Origin of the sequence: Psychrobacter sp. 4Dc, assembly GCF_002836715.1 — a bacterium.
In the GTDB taxonomy this organism is placed as follows: domain Bacteria; phylum Pseudomonadota; class Gammaproteobacteria; order Pseudomonadales; family Moraxellaceae; genus Psychrobacter.
Map to the genome: position 1 here is coordinate 1 of NZ_PJAT01000097.1, position 20,349 is coordinate 20,349.

The 20,349-nt window shown below is 44.6% G+C and carries 19 protein-coding genes and 1 tRNA gene; 13 read left to right on the forward strand and 7 right to left on the reverse strand.

Going from position 1 to position 20,349, the window contains the following annotated elements; genetic code table 11:
• The first annotated feature begins 126 nt into the window (after positions 1-126).
• The 8 genes from CXF61_RS07670 to CXF61_RS07705 all read left to right on the forward strand — a co-directional run bounded on the left by CXF61_RS07670 (position 127) and on the right by CXF61_RS07705 (position 10,068).
• Positions 127-1,281 (forward strand): FAD:protein FMN transferase, encoded by a 1,155-nt coding sequence (locus CXF61_RS07670; RefSeq protein ID WP_165597772.1) that lies wholly within the window; start codon positions 127-129, stop codon positions 1,279-1,281.
• A gap of 200 nt (positions 1,282-1,481) precedes the next feature.
• On the forward strand, positions 1,482-1,727 hold the full coding sequence (gene nqrM / locus CXF61_RS07675) for a (Na+)-NQR maturation NqrM (RefSeq protein ID WP_057762175.1): 246 nt from the start codon (positions 1,482-1,484) through the stop codon (positions 1,725-1,727).
• Positions 1,728-2,123: 396 nt separating this feature from the next.
• Positions 2,124-3,356 carry an MFS transporter gene (locus CXF61_RS07680; protein ID WP_165597773.1) on the forward strand — a complete coding sequence of 411 codons (1,233 nt, stop codon included), beginning with the start codon at positions 2,124-2,126 and terminating at the stop codon, positions 3,354-3,356.
• Positions 3,357-3,654: 298 nt separating this feature from the next.
• Positions 3,655-4,515: an arylesterase gene (locus tag CXF61_RS07685; protein WP_413775331.1), complete on the forward strand. Its 861-nt coding sequence runs from the start codon at positions 3,655-3,657 to the stop codon at positions 4,513-4,515.
• A 25-nt stretch (positions 4,516-4,540) separates the two neighbouring features.
• Positions 4,541-5,257: an ABC transporter ATP-binding protein gene (locus CXF61_RS07690; RefSeq protein WP_165597775.1), complete on the forward strand. Its 717-nt coding sequence runs from the start codon at positions 4,541-4,543 to the stop codon at positions 5,255-5,257.
• 52 nt (positions 5,258-5,309) lie between these two features.
• Complete coding sequence (locus CXF61_RS07695; protein WP_165597776.1) at positions 5,310-5,978, forward strand: hypothetical protein; 669 nt, start codon at positions 5,310-5,312, stop codon at positions 5,976-5,978.
• A gap of 37 nt (positions 5,979-6,015) precedes the next feature.
• Positions 6,016-8,619 carry an ABC transporter permease gene (locus tag CXF61_RS07700; protein WP_165597777.1) on the forward strand — a complete coding sequence of 868 codons (2,604 nt, stop codon included), beginning with the start codon at positions 6,016-6,018 and terminating at the stop codon, positions 8,617-8,619.
• 126 nt (positions 8,620-8,745) lie between these two features.
• Positions 8,746-10,068, forward strand: coding sequence for a valine--pyruvate transaminase (locus tag CXF61_RS07705; protein ID WP_165597778.1), 1,323 nt, complete (start codon positions 8,746-8,748; stop codon positions 10,066-10,068).
• Positions 10,069-10,120: 52 nt separating this feature from the next.
• Here the strand turns inward: CXF61_RS07705 and CXF61_RS07710 are convergent, their stop codons facing one another.
• From CXF61_RS07710 to hisB, 3 genes are all read right to left on the reverse strand, one after another.
• Positions 10,121-10,489, reverse strand: a complete 369-nt coding sequence (locus CXF61_RS07710; protein WP_227526631.1) for a hypothetical protein — start codon at positions 10,487-10,489, stop codon at positions 10,121-10,123.
• Between the two features lie 204 nt (positions 10,490-10,693).
• Complete coding sequence (gene hisH / locus CXF61_RS07715; protein ID WP_165597780.1) at positions 10,694-11,329, reverse strand: imidazole glycerol phosphate synthase subunit HisH; 636 nt, start codon at positions 11,327-11,329, stop codon at positions 10,694-10,696.
• A gap of 175 nt (positions 11,330-11,504) precedes the next feature.
• Positions 11,505-12,170, reverse strand: coding sequence for an imidazoleglycerol-phosphate dehydratase HisB (hisB, locus tag CXF61_RS07720; RefSeq protein ID WP_227526628.1), 666 nt, complete (start codon positions 12,168-12,170; stop codon positions 11,505-11,507).
• Positions 12,171-12,557: 387 nt separating this feature from the next.
• Between hisB and CXF61_RS07725 the strand changes: the two genes are divergently transcribed.
• Complete coding sequence (locus CXF61_RS07725; RefSeq protein WP_165597781.1) at positions 12,558-12,980, forward strand: hypothetical protein; 423 nt, start codon at positions 12,558-12,560, stop codon at positions 12,978-12,980.
• A 123-nt stretch (positions 12,981-13,103) separates the two neighbouring features.
• A tRNA-Phe gene (locus tag CXF61_RS07730) sits at positions 13,104-13,179 on the forward strand.
• A 124-nt stretch (positions 13,180-13,303) separates the two neighbouring features.
• Here the strand turns inward: CXF61_RS07730 and CXF61_RS07735 are convergent.
• On the reverse strand, positions 13,304-13,723 hold the full coding sequence (locus CXF61_RS07735) for a hypothetical protein (protein WP_165597782.1): 420 nt from the start codon (positions 13,721-13,723) through the stop codon (positions 13,304-13,306).
• 129 nt (positions 13,724-13,852) lie between these two features.
• Here CXF61_RS07735 and CXF61_RS07740 point away from each other — a divergent pair, with 129 nt between their 5' ends.
• Positions 13,853-14,353, forward strand: a complete 501-nt coding sequence (locus CXF61_RS07740) for a DUF4385 domain-containing protein (protein ID WP_165597783.1) — start codon at positions 13,853-13,855, stop codon at positions 14,351-14,353.
• Between the two features lie 117 nt (positions 14,354-14,470).
• Complete coding sequence (locus CXF61_RS07745; RefSeq protein ID WP_165597784.1) at positions 14,471-15,154, forward strand: phosphoglycolate phosphatase; 684 nt, start codon at positions 14,471-14,473, stop codon at positions 15,152-15,154.
• 50 nt (positions 15,155-15,204) lie between these two features.
• Here the strand turns inward: CXF61_RS07745 and CXF61_RS07750 are convergent, their stop codons facing one another.
• On the reverse strand, positions 15,205-16,785 hold the full coding sequence (locus CXF61_RS07750) for a YifB family Mg chelatase-like AAA ATPase (protein WP_165597785.1): 1,581 nt from the start codon (positions 16,783-16,785) through the stop codon (positions 15,205-15,207).
• A 430-nt stretch (positions 16,786-17,215) separates the two neighbouring features.
• Between CXF61_RS07750 and hemN the strand changes: the two genes are divergently transcribed.
• Positions 17,216-18,697 (forward strand): oxygen-independent coproporphyrinogen III oxidase, encoded by a 1,482-nt coding sequence (hemN, locus tag CXF61_RS07755; protein ID WP_413775332.1) that lies wholly within the window; start codon positions 17,216-17,218, stop codon positions 18,695-18,697.
• 76 nt (positions 18,698-18,773) lie between these two features.
• Here hemN and CXF61_RS07760 read toward each other — a convergent pair whose 3' ends face one another.
• Both CXF61_RS07760 and CXF61_RS07765 read right to left on the reverse strand, forming a co-directional pair.
• Positions 18,774-19,634 carry an SPFH domain-containing protein gene (locus CXF61_RS07760; RefSeq protein WP_057762202.1) on the reverse strand — a complete coding sequence of 287 codons (861 nt, stop codon included), beginning with the start codon at positions 19,632-19,634 and terminating at the stop codon, positions 18,774-18,776.
• Positions 19,635-19,650: 16 nt separating this feature from the next.
• The gene (locus CXF61_RS07765) at positions 19,651-20,130 is read right to left on the reverse strand and encodes an NfeD family protein (RefSeq protein WP_057762204.1); all 480 of its coding nucleotides are present in this window, start codon (positions 20,128-20,130) and stop codon (positions 19,651-19,653) included.
• Positions 20,131-20,349: the final 219 nt, after the last annotated feature.

The following is a 20,349-nucleotide window of genomic DNA, read 5'->3' on the forward strand; positions in this document are numbered from 1 at the left end:
TAATCCACTCAACCGAACGAATTGTCGCTGAATGGTGCCTTCATTAGTATTTTTGGGTTCAAGGGGTGTAAAATAAGCGTGGCTTGTTTTACACCCTACTCATTTCTACGCCATACCGAAAATATTATGAAAAACACTATATCCAGCTTATCTTCCAAAAAACCTCTGCACCTTACCCTAGTTGGAGTCCTTGGCCTTGCTAGTACTTTAGGTCTCAGTGCTTGCCAGCAAACCCCAGACTATAACTATCTGATCGGTGAGACGATGGGAACGAGCTATCATATTAGCTATCAGTTGCCTGATGATGCGGACGAAGCTGCCATACAAGCTGCGGTAGACGAGCGCCTAAAACAAATTAACGATAGCATGTCTACTTATCAAAACGACTCGACTATATCTACATTCAATCGTTTGGGCAAAGACAAACCTATCACTATCGATGCTGATTTTAGTCGTGTGCTAGACGTATCACAAATTGTCTATCAGCAATCTGGCGGTGCCTTTGACCCTACTGTTATGCCACTCGTAAACACCTGGGGCTTTGGGAGTACCATGACGGTCGAGCGACTACAAAGTCCGCCGACTGCCGTTGAGATTGCGCAAGCCAAAGCGTTGGTCGATTTTGAGAGCATCATAAAGAAAGACGACACCATCTATAAAACCAAAGACGGCGTGGGTTTAGATTTCTCTGCCGTTGCCAAAGGCTATGGTGTCGATGTCATCGCTGACGTACTGAGAGATGATTATCAAATTCGTAACTATATGGTTGAGATCGGCGGTGAAATTGCCACTTCTGGTGTGAATAACCAACAGCAGCCATGGCAAATTGCCATTGACGCTCCTATTGAAGGCAGTACTGTCAGCGAACGTCAGACCATATCTGCTATTCGCCAGCCAAAGAATACGGCTAGCCAAATGCATCTGGCGACCTCTGGCAACTATCGCAACTCCGTCATATTCGATGGCAAACGCTATAGCCATACTATCGACCCGACAACGGGCAACCCTATTGCAGGCGGCGCACCTTCAGTCACTGTCGCAGCTGATTCGGTTGCATTAGCGGATGCGTGGGCAACTGCTCTTACCGCGATGCCTTATCACAAAGCACTAGACCTCGCTAAAACGCAAAATCTGGCGGCCATGTTTGTGGTACTAGCTGACGATGTAAAGGCAAAAGGTTCTGATGATATGTCCAACGAAGCTGCTGATGATGATATTGACGACTGGCAGGTGGTACAGACCCCAGCGATGAAAGCATTACGTGCTGATAAAAAGCTTTAAACGTTCTCCAAGCTCTAGACAGCACACTCTAAAAGCCACTGGTAAGTGATAGATGTGAAACAAGAGAATACGTTAACGCACAACGAGCCGCACTAAAATTTGCTATACTATTATACAGTTGTTATTAACGGTGCTTAGCTGTCATGAACTTAGACAACACTACTAATAACTGCCCTATTTTTTAAAATGAGGTTTCCTCTATGCTTAGCCAACTGCTTCCTATGCTTGCCATTACTTTCACCGTATTTGTCCTATTCTTCATTTTTATGGGCGTCGGTTATATGGTCAAAAAAAAGCCGCTTAGAGGATCTTGTGGCGGTGTTGCCAAATTGATGGGCGATGAAAATTGCTCGTTTTGCGGCAATGATCCCAATAAGTGCGATTCACTAATCGCTGAACAGCAAGAGAATGCATTAAGAGCTGCTCAATTGGGTAAATCGGTTTAATAGCCTATTAGTTACCATACGTTGGTAGCATTTACCTGACATATGTTCTTATAATAGCGTCAAGTCATTCAGAAGTGACTTGGCGCTATTTTTATTGTGCGATAAGACTGCTTATTTAAGATTTATTATTATCGCCATCTCTTATTATCACTGTTCTAAAACCGTAACTCGAAGTAACCACGCATACATTTTGACTAACCTGCCTGCCAATTTAGTAAAGTCAGTTAAGCAAATTGTATGTCTTACGCGCTACATATATTTTTCGGTCTAACTTACGATATCGATTACCGTTTAGGTACGTGTCTGGGTAAATGCTCTCTGGTGTTATTTTATAAGCGGCAATTTCTTGGCGCTGTTTAATAACGTGTTCTTTTTTGCTGTCATCGTTGTGCTGCTATGTCTACCTCGTCCAATCTATCTGTTTCATCTAGCCTGCCCTCCTCACGCTTTACCTTTTGGTTGGTTCTGTGTGCCATGATTCTGCTAGCAACCAATATGCGTGCACCTATCGTTGCACTAGGTTCTATCGCCCCAGTGGTAAAAGACGCGCTTGATATCTCTGAATTTCAGATAGGTTGGCTAGGGGCAGTGCCTATGCTGAGCTTTGCTGTAGGTGCGCTGATTTCTCCAACAATTGGTAAGCGATTCGGACTAGAAAACACACTGATTGCCATGATTGGGTTGTTAACGGTAGGGATGATTATCCGTACTGCTATCCCGACGTGGAGTGGGTTTTTAATTGGTACTTTGTTGCTTACCCTTGCCATCGGCTTCGCTAATACTTTAGCAGCACCGGTCATTAAGCAGCGTACCCCGCAACATATTCCGCTGATTACAGGGTTGTTCAGTCTTACGATGACCACAGCAGCAGGTATCGTCGCAGGCGTGGTGCTACCGTTATCGGAGCAAGTTGGTTGGCAGTGGGCATTAGGCGGTTGGACAATACTAGGTGTTTTTGCCTTTGTTATCTGGCTGTTCTTACGTGTACGGTTGGGTTCATCCAACCATCAAGCGATCATCCCTGCGGCGTTAGGTTCTTCTGATATCTCTATGTGGCGCACTACCTTTGCGTGGCAGATTGCTATTTTTATGGGATTACAGTCATTATTATTTTATACCGTTGCCAGTTTTTTACCATCGATTTGGGTGAGTAAAGGGCTATCTGCCGTCAGTGCTGGACAAATGGGTTCTGTATTTCAGTTTATGGCACCAGTCTCTATCTTAAGTTTAACTTGGTTGGTCAATCGCGGTCGCCCTATTCAAGCGCTAGCGGTGTTCGCCGCTGTGCTAAATGTCATTGGTATATTGGGCGTCAGTTATCTATCGACTGACTTGGCATGGCTATGGTCAGGTATGATGGGCATGGGCTGTTCGGCGATTTTCACCTTGAGCATGATGCTGTTCTCTATGCGCACCTATACGACCAATCAGGCAAGTGAGCTGTCTGGTATGGCTCAAGCAGTTGGTTATATCATTGCGTTTTTTGGCCCATTGGGCACAGGCTGGCTCCATGAAACAACGGGCAGTTGGAGTGTGCCACTTTTTATTATGCTGATACTGATGATTGTCAACGTCGTGATTGCTTGGCTTGTTAGTCGTCCAGTGATGGTCGATGGCAAATATATTTGATTGCTATAAGCCTTTGTTATTCATAAGGCCATAATTGCTAACACGCAATAAAGCGGCTTTAAATTAACCTTAGGGCAATATAGGTCACTGTCTTATTTTGCTATAGTCAGTTCAATATAACTTAGATACTTAATATAAGCTGGATACTCAATATAATCTGGATAAAAGGAAGGTGAGTGACAGTACTACCAATAGTAGACTGAGCGAGCCTGACGACTCATCCGACTGATACCGTATCTGATTTAGATAGGATTTGACTATACCTTGGTTTGATTGCATATAGGACATAACACCCATGATGAATTTCCCTTCTCGTTTTGCTCAGCGCTTGCCTGCTATCGCCATGCTCGCAGCTGCAATGGCTATCAGTGGCTGTCAGAAAGATGCTGAAACGACATCTGCTGATGATACGCAGAGTACCAGTACTGAAGCGACTAACAGTCAAGCCAGCACTGCTCCAGTAGCAGCTGAAACCGCAGCAACAACTGATCAACAGGTCAAATCCTCATCACTTACTATTTTAGCGCTTGGTGACTCCCTGACAGAAGGTCTGGGAGTGGACAAAGACGACAACTATCCTGCTCAGTTAGAAGATCGTCTACAAGAGATGGGCTACGCTAATGCCAAGGTTATCAACTCAGGTCTAAGCGGTGAAACCAGTACGGGATTGGTCAATCGATTGGACTGGGTGTCGCAAACCAAACCCGACATCACCATATTGACTATTGGTGCTAACGATGCGATACGCGGTATCGATGTAGCGACCATTGAAGCCAATATTCGTACTGCGGTTAAGCACCTGCAAGACAATGGTAGTGTCGTCATCTTAGGCGGTATGTCGATCTATGACAATCTAGGCAGTGAATACGTCGCGGCATTCTCAGACATTTATCCACGTATTGCCAAGGATATGAATCTAACGCTTATTCCGTTCTTCTTAGAGGGCGTCGGCGGTGACCGAGAGCTTAACCAAGCAGATGCGATTCATCCGACTAAAGAAGGCTACGAGATTATCGTTAATAATAATATCCTGCCTATTCTAGAGCCTAAATTAAATGAACTAGAAGAACTACAAGAGTTAAAAACAACCGATACCGATAACACAGCTGCAACTGCTCAAGACGACACGACAAAAAATACGACAAATGAGACTATTTAACGAGACCATTAAACGAGACACGGTAATGACATCATCATCTTCGACTGCCACAGCAACGCTACAAGCAGACGCTAAGACACAAGCTCTACTGACCGCTTCACAATTAAATAAAACCGTACAAGTCGGTGAGCAAAAGCTGTCCATCATTAAAGACGTAGATATCTACGTTAATGCTGGCGAGTTTGTAGTCATCATGGGCAAATCAGGATCGGGTAAATCTACTTTGTTAGGGTTACTCGCAGCATTAGACTATCCCGATAGCGGTACGGTGTCGCTAGCAGGTCAAATGCTTAGCAGTCTTGACGAAGATGCGCTAGCCGTTATTCGTCAACAGGATATGGGCTTTGTCTTTCAGTCGTTTCATCTACTGCCCACACTAACCGTCGCTGAAAATATTGCTTTTCCACTTGATATTGCCAGACGTCCAAACCCATCACGCGTAGACGAGCTGATAGATGCGGTCGACTTAGGTCATAGACGTAACAGCTTACCCAATCAATTATCAGGTGGTGAGCAGCAGCGTACAGCGGTGGCGCGAGCACTGGTATCGCATCCAAAGATTGTCTTTGCTGATGAGCCAACGGGCAACTTAGATGAGCAAAATGCCGATCAAGTCATGCAGCTGCTATTAGACTTACGCCAACAGGTTGGCTCAGCACTGGTGGTCGTGACTCATGACCCTGCACTTGCCGAGATGGCAGATCGCGTCATCACTATGCATGACGGCCGCATTGAAGAATAAATAGGCATTCATCCCTTAGTCTTTAATGCTCTAATTTAATAAGGTTAGTTCAATGGGAACTCTTGAGATAGAAAGCGTGGCAAAAGACTTACTTGCTGGAAAGTTCACTTTTGAAACCGAAGATTATAGCCAAACAATTAATCAGTTAATCTCGATCTATAAATTAGATAATGCGCTTTATTATTTGAAACAGATGGCTGACTCAGATGATTATTCCATTATTTTTGCGCTCTCTTTTATATTAGAGCATTACTCAAAACCTTTCATCAATGCCAACAGAGACGAGATAAGTCAGCTTATTCTACAAGCAATAAGTAAGGGATATTTAAGAGCAAATAATTATTTCCTATACCCTTTGACGTACTTTATAGAAAATGATGACGAATACCTTTGTTTTTTAGACTTACTACAGAATGAGCAAAATACACTGCAAAATGATGCATTAAGACATTTATATTACTTTGATACTTACAAATACAAGAAGTTGAACCTCCTCAGTAAACAGCTAGATTTTTCTTTTTTCTATAACTTACCTAGCAAAATAAATAAACACTGGTTTGAACAACAAACGAAAGGTAAGTCTCTTCTTTACCATAAAGTAGTAGCTAGCGCAGTATATAAAACAGTCAAAGATAAAAAATTCGTTCATTCATTAACTGATATGACAGATGCAGAGTTGTTCGACTTTATCTATATCTGGTTACCTGATAACACATTCTAAAATTTCTTAATACGTCTACCGATTAAGCAAAAAAATTATGACTAAAGCTACGATCAAAAAAAGCGATACGGCTATCAATAATCAAGCTACTGATACTAAAGGGAGCAGTTTCTTTAGCCGTCAAACCTTAGGCGCAAAAGCGTTAACCCGTAGCTGGTGGCAGCGCTGGGTATATCCCGTGTTGTTCCTATTGACCTTGACTTTGTCGCTTGCAACCTACCTGACCCTCGACTCGGTGCAGCAGTCTGTCGATAGCTACATCAATGACAATCAGCGTGCGCTCGTTGGTGGGGATCTAATCCTAAACAGTAAGCAGGACTGGCCAAGCGAAGTATTGTCACAGGTAGAAACTATCCCTAATACACAGACCGTGTATGACTATCAGTTTAGCGCCATGCTGGTCAATGATGAGCAAACCTTGCTTGCCAGTGTCAAAGCCGTCTCGCCGTCGTATCCCCTATACGGCACAGCGGAACTTGCCTCGGGGCAGCCGCTGTGGGATCAGCTAACATCTGACAGTGTGATCGTCGCGCCAGAAGTGCTCAGTAGTCTACAGGCCGATGTCGGCGACCGTATCACCATTGGCGATGCGCAGTTCACGATCAGTGATGTACTGACCAAAGAGCCTGACCGTCCGCTGACCACCTTTGGTTTCGGTGGGCGTGTGTTGATGAAACAAGATGCACTCCCGTCAACCAACCTATTGGGTCAACGCAGCCGCATAAACTATCGTATCGAAATGGCAGGCGATCCCGAGCTGATAACCACGCAGCGTGAACAGCTTACAGATATCCTGACCAATTATCCTGATATCGAGCTCTCTGATGCAGAGTCCGCAGACACTTCTGTCTCGCGTATCTCTGATAATGTGCTGATGTTTTTAAAACTGCTGGTCATCGCGGTGTTGCTACTATCTGCGGTCGCCATGTACGGCGTCATTAGTGCGTTTGTCAGCAAGCAGCAGTCCAATAATGCCATTCGCTTGGCGTTAGGCGAACCGCTTGGCTCACTCAAACGTAGCTATTATCAGCTGCTTATCGTAACGACTGTCATTGCTTGTATCGCAGCGGTTGCTCTTAGTCTGGGCTTACTCAAAATCGGCCAGCCATATCTGGTGGCTATCTTGCCTGTCGATGTCGGTCTCGCTATTAACCCAATCAGTGCCATCAAAACCATTGTGATTGCCTTAGCCCTGACGCTACTGATTGCACAGCGCGGTCTAAGCGCGCTTAACACAACCAAACCGGCTACCCTACTCAATCAAGGGGCGAGCACGCAAATGCAAAACTTGCCTTGGTATCGACGCGTGCCGCTACTATGGTATGGCTTGGTGCTGGCAGGACTGTATGCCTTCTTTGCTTATGAAGTTGGCTCACTGTCATTAGGTGCGCAGCTATTGGGCGGCTTGATTGGCTTTGTGGCGATATTTTGGTTATTGGCGCGTGGGTGGCTCTGGTTGCTTAACAAGTTAGCAAGCAATACTAAGGTCAGTTGGATGCAGCGTATCGCCATCCATAACCTTGCGCGTAAAGGCAACCAATCAGCGTTGTTCTTTGTCACCTTATCACTATCGGTAGCGGTGCTGACGCTCATTACCACGCTCAATCACAGTATCAATGCGCAGTTTATCAATGCATATCCTGAAGACGCGCCTAATCTGTTTTTGCTCGACGTGCAGAGCGATCAACATGACGATATTGATGCCATCATTGGAGCGCCTGTCACTTATTATCCCGTCATTCGTGCACGTGTAGAGACGGCCAATGATGTGGCGGCAAAAGATATCGAGCCTGCTGATGGGTTTGATGATCCCACGCGTGTCTTTAACTTGAGCTATGCAGATACGGTCATGGAGACCGAATACATCACTGAATCGCTCACAGATGACGCGCTATACACCCCTATCGATGCGACAAATGAACAAATCAAACCTTTATCTATCTTGGACACTGCCGCGGGTATGCTCAATGTCGGTATGGGTGATCAGGTACGTTTTAACATTCAAGGTATCGAAATCATCGGGCAAATTACCAGTATTCGCACGCGCTATGAGCGTGGCCCAAGCCCGTATTTCTATTTCTTATTTGAGCCGTCGGTGCTGTCCGCTGCCCCGCAGATTCAATTTGCCACTGCCCACGTGTCAGAGAGTGCCATTCCAGAACTACAAGGCAAACTGGTACGCGAGTTCCCTGCTGTCACTACCATTGATGGGACTGCTATCGCGAAGCAAATCCAAGAGCTGGTGGTACAAATGAGCCGCTTGGTCTATGTGTTCACCTTGCTTGCCCTGCTCACTGGAGTCATGGTGCTGATCAGCTCGTTGCTGTCTACTTCGCAAGACCGCATGAAAGACAGCGCGTCATTTAGACTGCTCGGTATGCAAAAGCGCGATCTGTATATGCTAAATATCCTAGAGTTGGGCGTGCTTGGGATTAGCGCGGCGATATTTGCCGTTGTGATCGCCAGCGTTGGCGCATGGGCAGCAATCACGCAATGGTTTAATCTACAATTTAGTGTGCCGTGGACGAGCTTGGCTATTGGCGGTGCGGCGTTAATCGTCTTACTGTTTGCCATTGCCATTATTTATGTGAGATTGGTGATTGGCCGTGGAATTATGGCTAGGGTAAGAGCGATGATTTAACAATAGTTTATTTTACGATTCCAACTCGTTTAAAACTGACTATTTGCTATACTAACGCCCATATTATCATTAGGGGTATGCGTGCCTATACCTCATTAACACCCTCTCAAACAGCATGGTAGCCTTATGAAATTCTCAAAGTTCGGTCAAAAATTTACCCAACCCACTGGCATCTCACAATTGATGGATGATCTGGGCGATGCGCTAAAAAGCGATCAACCTGTCAACATGTTGGGCGGTGGTAACCCTGCCAAAATTGATGCCGTTAATGAGTTGTTCTTGGAGACCTATAAGGCGCTGGGTGTTGATAATGATGCAGGCGTGCCCAATAGTAGCGCGATTATCAGCATGGCGAACTACTCCAATCCGCAAGGGGATGCCGCCTTTATCGATGCGTTGGTTGGCTTCTTTAACCGTCATTACGATTGGAACCTCACCTCAGAAAACATCGCTCTGACTAATGGCTCACAGAATGCGTTTTTCTATCTGTTTAACCTATTTGGCGGTGCGTTCGCTGATGAAAAGAACCAATCTATCGACAAGTCCATTCTACTGCCATTGACCCCTGAGTATATTGGCTATAGCGATGTGCATATAGAAGGTCAGCATTTCACCGCTGTATTACCGCATATCGATGAAGTGACTCATGATGGTGAGGAAGGCTTCTTTAAATATCGTGTGGATTTTGACGCGTTAGAGAACTTGCCAGCACTAAAGGAAGGTCGTATCGGCGCGATTTGCTGCTCACGCCCGACCAATCCGACTGGCAACGTGCTGACCGATGACGAAATGGCACATTTGGCCGAGATTGCCAAACGCTATGACATACCGCTGATTATCGATAATGCCTACGGTATGCCCTTCCCCAATATCATCTACTCTGACGCGCACCTGAATTGGGATAACAATACGATTCTGTGCTTTAGTCTGTCGAAGATTGGTTTGCCTGGTATGCGTACGGGTATTATTGTGGCCGATGCCAAAGTAATTGAAGCGGTCAGCGCAATGAATGCGGTGGTGAACCTTGCACCGACACGCTTTGGTGCAGCGATTGCCACGCCATTGGTAGAAAACGATCGTATTAAGCAATTATCTGATAACGACATCAAGCCGTTTTATCAAAAGCAGGCTACCCTTGCTGTGAAGCTGTTGAAAGAAGCCTTGGGCGATTACCCGTTGGTCATTCATAAGCCTGAGGGTGCGATATTCTTGTGGTTATGGTTTAAAGACTTGCCGATTAGCACGCTGGATCTATACGAGCGCCTAAAAGAAAAAGGCACGCTTATTGTGCCAAGTGAGTACTTCTTCCCTGGTGTCGATGTTAGCGATTATCAGCATGCGCACGAGTGTATCCGCATGAGTATCGCCGCCGATGAGCAGACGCTCACTGATGGTATCAAAGCGATTGGTGAAGTCGTACGTGAGCTGTATGATGAAGCCAAGAAATAAGATGAGCTGCTAGAATTATAAATTCAAATAGCAAAACGAAAAAACGGACTAATTAATAGTCCGTTTTTTTATGGCGTTTGGTCAGTGAAGTCGATTTATTGGTTGGTCGAAATATAGTCGTCCACTTATTCAGCGCAAAGAGCACATAAGACAACATACAAGTATTGATCAAATCACGGATACTCGCGAGTATCTGATCACGGCTCAAGCCAGTTAAGCCAAGCGCTTCAATCGTATCTCGATTGTCCAAATACTCACCCAACAGCGCAATACAAGTCACGACGATCAATGCGATAAATGACCGAATACCTTGGCTTTTTATAATAGGTCGCAGCGCAACCAGACACAGCAGATAAACACCGACACCGACATAGATATGTAAGGCATCTTTGGCAAGGCCAGTTGTTTCCACAACATTCATTTTAAAGGCAGTAAAATCCACTGAGATATTCCAAGTATAAGCGAGTAGAAAACAACTGAGCGTATCACTAAACCATGATGGCTAAACTATAGTAGCTAAAGAATGGCAGCTACAAAGTGATGGCTGAGCATAAAAAAGGCAGATTATACAATTGATAATCTACCTTCTACTAAATTAAATATTCACTTCACGTTTATCAACTACTTACACATTCCACTCTACGAAGTTCTTGAGCAGTTGCAAGCCAGCGGTGTGGCTCTTTTCTGGATGGAACTGGGTGGCAAATAGATTGTCTTGGATCACACTGGCACAGAACGGTTGACCATAGTCACATACCGCCGCCACTTGTGAGCTATCGGTAGGTTCACAGTAATAGCTATGCACAAAATAAAAATGCGCGTTGTCTTCGATACCGTGCCAGAGCGGATGGTCAAAATTCATACCGCTAATGGTATTCCAGCCCATATGCGGTACTTTTATCGTTGCACCCTGTTTGTCTTTCCACGTAGGGTCAAACGCTTCTACAGTGCCGTTTAAGATGCCCAAACAGTCCGTGCCACCATTTTCAGCTGACTGCTCAAACAACGCCTGCATGCCCACACAGATGGCCATAACGGGCTTATTAAATACTGCATGGCGTATGACGTCATCAATGCCTGCCTCATGCATGCCAGCGATACAGTCACGCATTGCACCCACACCAGGGAATACAATCTTATCAGCCGCCGCCACGACTTTTGGATCATTGGTGATAGAGACTTCTGCCCCGACTACCGATAGGGCTTTGCTAGCAGAGTGCAGGTTGCCCATACCGTAATCTAATAGTGCTACTTTAGTCATCGATTGGTTCTCATTTTTAAATATTTTGACTACTGTACTATTTATATTGTTGACCATTTATATTGTTGGCTATTACTAAGGTGTAGATAAGGTTTTGCTACAAGGAAGTCAAGCGTAGGCTGTACAGCTAGTACGCCAAGCTTGACTGACACCGTAGAAGAGCCTTAAATGCGCCTTAGAAAGCCTCTTTGGTCGATGGCAAGGTGTTCAATGCACGCTCATCGTACTCACAAGCCATACGTAACGCACGAGCAAAGGCTTTAAAGGTGGATTCGATCTGATGATGGCTGTTTTTGCCTTTTAGATTATCTAAGTGCACCGTCATCCATGAGTGATTGACAAACCCGTAAAAGAACTCACTGAATAGGTCAACATCGAAACGGCCGACGTGCGAGCGCGTAAATGGAATGTCCATATGCAAACCAGGACGCCCTGACAGATCGACGACAGCACGGGTCAATGACTCATCTAGCGGCGCATAAAAGTGCCCATAACGACGAATGCCTTTTTTGTCACCCAGTGCTTTGTTAAAGGCTTGGCCAAGGGTAATACCAGTGTCTTCAACGCTATGATGGTCATCAATAAAGGTATCACCGGTACATTTGATGTCTAAATCAAACAAACCGTGACGCTTAATTTGATCAATCATATGATCCAAAAATGGCACACCAGTGTCTACCGTACCTTTACCCGTACCATCTAAATTAACGGTACAGGTAATTTGCGTCTCGGCAGTATTGCGCTCAACGGTCGCGATACGTTCAGGGCGACCATATAGATTTACGTTTTTTGACTCAGTTTGCTCAGATGTGGCAGCAGTCGTCGTTGCATTGGCTGTCATGGCTACTCTCTATCAGTTTTTTATCAGTGAAAAGCGGTCAATAAATAAGGCAAAAACCTGCCCAAAATATTTTACTAGTGTCTGGGTCAGACCTTAGCAAAAAATGTATTAGAAAATGATATATACAAAAGATATCAACATATTAGGGTTTATACATACTAAATATTATATAGCCTCATCATAGCAAACCCTAACATGTACTGCCACGACCAAGCGGTAAACCACGCACAAAATCATGTCATTCTGCTAAAATAGTGTGTTCAGTATTATCAATCATGACTCGCGCTGACTTTGAAGACCCTTACTTACGGCACTACACGCTATGACATCGTGCTGTCTCATATTGCTAATTTATACTATAGAAACCCTCTATTTATAGGAACTGCTATGCCTTTAGAAGCGATCGCCATTAATAGTTTGGATGCGCCACTTATCAAAAAACCTGCTCGCGACAATGAGCTAGCAGAGCGTTTGCAGGCGTTGTACGATAGTGATGATGCGCAGCCTGACGGTATCGAGGTATTAAATATCGTTGAGCAAGGGTTTAAACGTGGACAGTACCTGTATGTTGGGATGTTCAATGATAAGCCTATCGCTGCGGTCGCCTGTTTTGATGACGGGCAGACCAATGCTAAGCGTCTACAATATCTCACTGTGCATCCAGAAAACCGTAAACGTGCTATCGATGCCAAGTTTATTAAACTGGTCTATGATTGCGAAGTTAGAAAAGGCGTACGTGAATTTGTCCCTGCTGACGCTGATATTCACCGTATCATGAGTGAGTACGAACTATTGCGTGTGAAGGACTAAACTGAGCGCTAAAACGGTTAATTTTGCCGATATCTGATTATTTATCGTCTTTTATCAGATATAATGCAAAAACAGCTTGACAGAAGCGCGTATATTTAGTTTAATAGCGACCTCAACGAAGACGGCTCGATAGCTCAGTAGGTAGAGCAACGGATTGAAAATCCGTGTGTCGGCAGTTCGATCCTGCCTCGAGCCACCATTCGTTAATAGAATTCTAAAAAGCCCTGAACAGCAATGTTCGGGGCTTTTTTTATGTTTAAATTTTACCGTATTCTTTAGCGTTCATTTTATTCATGCGTCGCCCTTATTCGTAGAGCCGACCATTATTCGTACAACCGACCACGTAGTAGCAAATTACAGCGCTCACGCGAATCCAAGTCGTATATAGTTGCGCGGTAATCAATACCGTGACGCCCCTCAAAGAATATCACTCGGTCGCCTACTGCCAAAAAACAAGACGTACGCGCATCATAGATAAAGCCATCTATCACAAATGCCAAATCGCGATCTATCTCGCGTACTGTGTAGGTCTCCCCTTGCGGAATCAAACGTTCAAACCATGCGCTATGGGCAGTCGTATTGGCTAGTATGCTTGTCGTTAGCAATAGCCACGCTACCAGTATGTTTTTAGGCAATAGCAAACAAATCAGCTCATTTACACTTATCTTATTTCTCAACATAACATCTCTCGTAGCGCTAATCACATTAGTAGCCTTCATACGTCCCACAGCTGACTTTACCATAACCATTTCTACTTAACGCTAAATACCTACTGTCACGGTTGCATAACATTTTTGTGCTTTTTTCTAAACAGCTTGGCTAAGTATACTCAATAACCATATACGAATAGATAAAAATAATAGGTCATAGATATGAGAGAGTTTGATTACGACTTGGATTATAAGAGTTTAGATTTGCGCGCTCAGCCTGAGTTGTACCGTGTCGGTCGCGGTGAGCAAGGCGTATTACTGGTAGAGCCTTACAAGTCTGAGATTTTACCCCATTGGCGATTTGCGACTCCCGACATCGCCCGCGAGAGTAGTGAAGCTATCTATCAGATGTTTTTAGATTACTTGGCTGACGACGACTTTGTCGGTGCAGATATGGCGCGTAAGTTTATACAAATGGGCTATACCCGCGCTCGTCGCTATGCCAATCATAAAGGCGGTAAAAAATATAAAGGCGCGGTACCTGATGATAAAAAAGGTCAAAGCGGCGCTCATGGCCGCGAAGAATTGCCACGACAAGAGGAAGACCCAGTCAAAGCAGAATCTGCACGAATCTTTAAAGTTAAATGGGATGAATGCCGTGAGAACGAAGACTATTTAAGGATGAAAAAAGAGCATCGTGAACGCTATAAAGATGTCGAATAGTTGCTAATACTCAAGACATTAAGCACAACAGATAACTAAATTGACTGGTCTCGAAATACTACTGTGCTAAGGTATGACCAATATAATAAATATAACGATTTCCAATAGTGAGGAACAATGAATAAGCAGCTTTTAATTTTTGATTTTGATGGAACGCTCATTGATAGCGTACCCGATTTGGCCGACGCCACCAACGCCATGCTAACCACATTGGGTAAAGAGACCTACCCTATCGAGACGATACGCAATTGGATAGGAAATGGTTCGCGACTGCTCGTAGAGCGCGCTTTGGTTGGCAAGGTAGAAGTATCAGAAGGTGAGCTAACGGTCGAAGAAGCTGATCATGCAGAGCAAATATTTTTTGATGCTTATAAGAATCTTAGTGGTAGCAAAACCGTTGCCTATCCAGATGTCGATGACGGACTCAAAAAGTTGCACGCAGCTGGCTATACACTTGCTTTAGTCACCAATAAACCCATTCGATTTGTACCGAAGATATTGCAGTCGTTTGGCTGGCAAGATTTGTTTAGTGAAGTGATGGGCGGCGACAGTTTGCCTGTCAAAAAACCAGACCCAGCGCCTCTACTACACGTCTGTGAGACTCTCAATGTCAGTGTTGATCAGGCAGTGATGATTGGAGACTCTAGAAACGATATGCTGGCTGGACAGAACGCCAATATGGACACGCTCGGCCTATCTTATGGTTATAACTACGGGCAAGATATTCGCGAATTAAATCCGACCGAAGCATTTGACCACTTTGCTGACTTAGTTGCTTGGATTATGAAAGATAGATTTTAGTCTATAAAGAACCTATCAAATCATCATGATGTAACTTGTTTAAACAGAGATTACGCTTTGCTGCGATAGCTCAGCGCCTCAGATACGTGGGCGCTGTTAATATCCGTACTATTAGCTAAATCCGCGATTGTACGCGCAACTCGTAATACTCGGTGGTAGCCACGCGCTGATAAATTTAGACGCTGCTGAGCAAGTTGCAATAATTGCTTTTCATTGTCGCCTAGTTGGATGTATTCATCGATTTCGCTAGGGCTAAGCTCATTATTAACTTTTTGTTGGCGCTGCATTTGATGCTGATGCGCGACTACCACGCGAGCCCGTACTTGCTTGGAGGTTTCACCTACCTGACTATTTTGCAGATCGGCAATCGGTAACGCAGGCACGGTGATATGCAAATCAATACGATCTAAGAGAGGACCAGATAGTTTGTCTTGATAACGTTTGATCTGCTCAGGTCGACAGCGACAACGTCCTGATGTATCGCCATCATAGCCACATGGGCAAGGATTCATCGCAGCGACCAATTGAAAATTCGCTGGAAAGGTCATTTGAGAATTAGCGCGACTAATCGTGATTTGTTTGGCTTCTAATGGTTGACGTAATACCTCCAGCACGCTTCGATCAAACTCCGGCAATTCATCTAAAAACAACACGCCTTTATTAGCTAGCGTAATCTCACCCGGTTTTGGCCGTGAACCACCACCGACCAACGCCACAGCTGATATTGTATGATGCACCTGTCTGAATGGCCGCGTCCCATAGTCATAATCGCTGTCTGCCACCGAATAGGTACTGGCAACCTCTAGCGCATCTTCATCACTTAAGTCTGGCAATATTGTTGGCAATCGTGACGCCATAAGCGTCTTGCCAGAACCTGGTGGCCCTGTAAATAACAATGAATGACCACCCGCGGCGGCAATCTCTAGCGCGCGCCGAGCATGATGTTGTCCTTTGACATCGGCTAAGTCCACTTGATAGCCAACATGCTGCGGTGCTGGATTAGGCTGCACCACTGACAAACTCTCATAGTTTGCACTTGGGTCAACGAGCGACTGTAGATGATCACAAACTGCTTTTAGACTCTGAGCAGCTAGTATCGTTACGCCATCAACGCGGCTGGCCTCACGACCATTATCAATCGGTACAATCAGTTGCGGAGTTGTCTGCGGCGAGGTATCTGAATTATTTTGCTCTTGCTCATTCGCTACTACTTGCGACAATGCTAATGCTAACTTCTCAGCTTTAATCGCCCGTGCGACTGCCAAGCTACCAGTTACTTGTCGCAATTGACCATTGAGCGCTAATTCGCCGATAAACTCAAATCCTGATAGCACCTCTGGCTCAAGCTGTCCGCTTGCCGCTAGTATACCGATAGCAATAGGTAAGTCTAAACGCGCGCCATCTTTAGGTAGATCAGCAGGGGCTAAATTAATCGTGAGGCGGCGGTTCGGAAACTGGAAACCTGAATTTAGAATGGCAGAGCGTACCCTGTCCTTACTCTCACGCACGGCGGCCTCAGGTAGGCCAACGATGGTCAATGCAGGCAGTCCTTGCGATAGATGCACCTCAATGATGACCTTGGGAGCATGCAGACCAACCACCGAACGGGTATAGACTTGGGCAAACGACATCAGCATCTTCCTAATACAGAGTGTCATTGATAATAAAGTATTATTTATCAACGCGCAAACGTCGTGTTTTATTGCTGGTGTAGAGGGAATCACCACAACCTCAGCGTCGTTCTGGGGTTTTTTATGTTTAAATAACGCTCTACTTCAATAATTGAGAATACTCACCGACCACCCCACTGCTAACAAGGATTTGTTATACTATCTACTATACATTTGGCGATACATACTGCTGCCGATGACGTATTCAAATCTTATTATCGATCAGTTATAAAATTTGAAAATAAACAACACATCCGAAATCATTGATCATATAGAAATCAGCAGTATCTAGAGTAAAAACGAGGAATATCGCATGACAGATTATTCAGAACAGAACACTCAGCAACCTTACAACCGTGCGGACGAGCCGCCCACGACTGTGCGCCCTGTTATGCAACCTGACAACCCTTATGCCAGTACACGCGGCGGCAGTATTACTAGCAAGCAGCTACCAACATTTGATGAAGCAATCATCAATAAGTACAATCGCTCGGGACCGCGTTATACCTCTTATCCGACTGCTCTAGAATTCGCTCCAATACCAAATAGTTTTGAAGCTATTGGTCTTGAGACAAAAATCCTGCAGAATCGTGAAGCGCGCGCTCCTTTATCGTTATATTTTCATATTCCGTTCTGTCGCCACCTTTGCTACTACTGTGCTTGCAATAAGATTATTACCAAAAAAAATAGTGATTCTGGCGATTACTTACAGTATTTGATTGCTGAAATTATCCATAAACGCCGCTTGTTATCTACGCCAGAAGGCAGCGACAGACCATTGGTCAAACAGCTACATCTGGGCGGTGGTACACCAACGTTTTTGCGTGACGCAGAGATGGTGCAATTATGGGAGTTTTTACAGACTCAGTTTGAGTTTTTGCCAGAAGATGAAGGTGACTATTCTATCGAGATTGACCCTCGCGAGCTGAGTGAAGACACCCTAAAGATACTGCGGAATCTCGGTTTTAACCGTATCAGCTTAGGTGTGCAAGACTTGGATGAAACGGTCCAAATCGCCGTTAATCGTGTGCACTCAGCAGAGCTTATTGAAAGCGTGCTAACAGAAGCACGTGAGCTTAGTTTTCGCTCTATCAATATTGATTTGATTTATGGTTTACCACATCAAACACCTGATACGTTGGACAAAACTGTAAATCGTATCATCGAGATGTCACCAGACCGCCTATCGGTCTTTAACTATGCGCATTTGCCTGAGCGATTTAAAGCCCAACGTCAGATAAAAGATGAAGACTTGCCCAGCCCAGCTGCTAAGCTTACGATGCTGGGTAATACCGTCAATACACTGACCGAAGCTGGCTATCAATATATTGGTATCGACCATTTTGCCAAACCTGATGACGAATTGGCTATCGCCCAGCGCGAAGGTAACTTGCATCGTAATTTTCAGGGTTACACCATCATGGGAGATTGTGACTTATTAGGTTTTGGTGTCTCATCAATCAGTCAGATTTCTAATGCCAATACGCGCTATATTTTGCAAAACGATACTGATCTACAGAGTTATCAAGCCAAGATTGATATGGCGAAAATCAATCCGACTGTCATGCCTGCAGTAAAGTACATTAAAACCTCTATCAAAGACCGCTTGCGTGAATACGTCATCATGAACCTACTGTGTCATGATTATCTCGATTTTAAAGATGTGAATCAAAAATTTGGTATCGATGCCATCACCTATTTTATTAATGAGATTCAGCAGTTGGGCGCTATGCAAAACGACAGGCTGATAGATATGGATGCAGCAGGTATTCGCGTCTTACCTAGAGGTCGCTTGCTTGGTCGTAACGTCGCTATGGTATTTGATGAATACTTGGAAAAGAAACACCAAAACCGCTTTTCCAAAGTTATCTAAGTTAACGAGTCATTCGTCAATTATTAAATATAAAAAAGACCTCAAGCGAGGTCTTTTTTAATATTGCTATGGCTTTTTACACTTTTAACTTATCACCCACCATACCTTTTACAGTACTTAAGATATCTGCTGGTAGTACCACCATTTTAGAGTTGTCAGATTCAGCCAACTCTCGTATCGCTTTGATATATTGCTCACCCAGCAAGTATACGATCGGCATCTCTTCCTCTCCCATCGCGCTAGTAATCAAACGAATCGACTCTTCAGAACCTCTGGCTAGTACCACTTGCGCTTCAGCATCACGGCGTGAAGCCTCCAAGCGACCATCCGCTTCTAATATAGCAGCTTGCTTTTGACCATCAGCACGGGTCACTGTCGCACGGCGTAAACGTTCTGCCGCTGCTTGCTCTTCCATGGATGCTTGCATGGTCTGCGAAGGGTTAATATCTTGAATTTCCACTGTCTTAAGGGTAATACCCCAATCGGCGATATCTTCCGAAATCGCATGTTTTAGCTTGGTTTTGATCTCGTCACGACTGGACAATGCACTATCAAGATCCATCTCACCAATGATCGAACGCAATGACGTTTGTACCAGATTACGGATACCGTACTCATAATCTTCGATACCGTAGACCGCCTTATCAGGACGCACGATATTGATATAAGCGACAGCGTTTGCAATGATAACGACGTTGTCACGAGTAATGACTTCTTGTGACGGAATATCGAGTACGATGTCCTTGGTCGTTACTTTATAAGCCACATCATCTACATAAGGGATGATGAGGTTAAGCCCAGGCTCTAGCGTTTGGCTATATTTGCCCAGTCGCTGCACAACCCATTTATAACCTTGCGGTACAATACGTACGCCTTTAAACACGGTGAATACCACCAGTGCAATCAATACCACCATGACAATACTAAAGCTTTCCATAACTCATCCCTTATTATTATACCTGCATACTTTTATGCATCGCTGCCTGCGCTTTTGTACTGCTCACAATCAGCTCGTTACCAACAATATCCGTCACTACCACTCTATCGCCGATTGCCACCTGCTCCCCTCTCGTACGGCACATCCATTCAGCCGCACCAACGATAGGAACACTAAATCTAACCGTGCCAGCTTTATCTAGCTGCGGTGACACGATAATCATGCCGACTTCACCGACTATGACACTGCCGCCCAGTCCAGCTTTGGTACGATCTACTGACAACGGCTTGATAAACTTGAACCAAGCCAATAAGAACACAGCAGAGAGCACTAACCAGACGATAATCTGAACAGAGACAGAAATAGGCAACAGCCATGATAGCGCTGCAACGATGATGGCAGCGGCACCAAACCACAGACTGGCAAACGTCGGTACAAACATCTCAACGATTAGTAATAAGAAGCCCAATACTAACCAATGCCAAGGTTCAATCATCCAAAGTATCTCCATCCTTGCCACCATTCCTATCTTTATCATTCCAGTTTTTAATGTAGCACATTTTTAAGGATAACAACGCTTTAACGATAATGATATATTACTTATTGGATGCTTATAAATTACTAACTTAAAGGCCTTAACATAAATTTTAAGCGAAAAAAAACGACCACTTAAAGTGATCGTTTCTTTATTATAGCTGTTTGCTAAAAGCTTGTT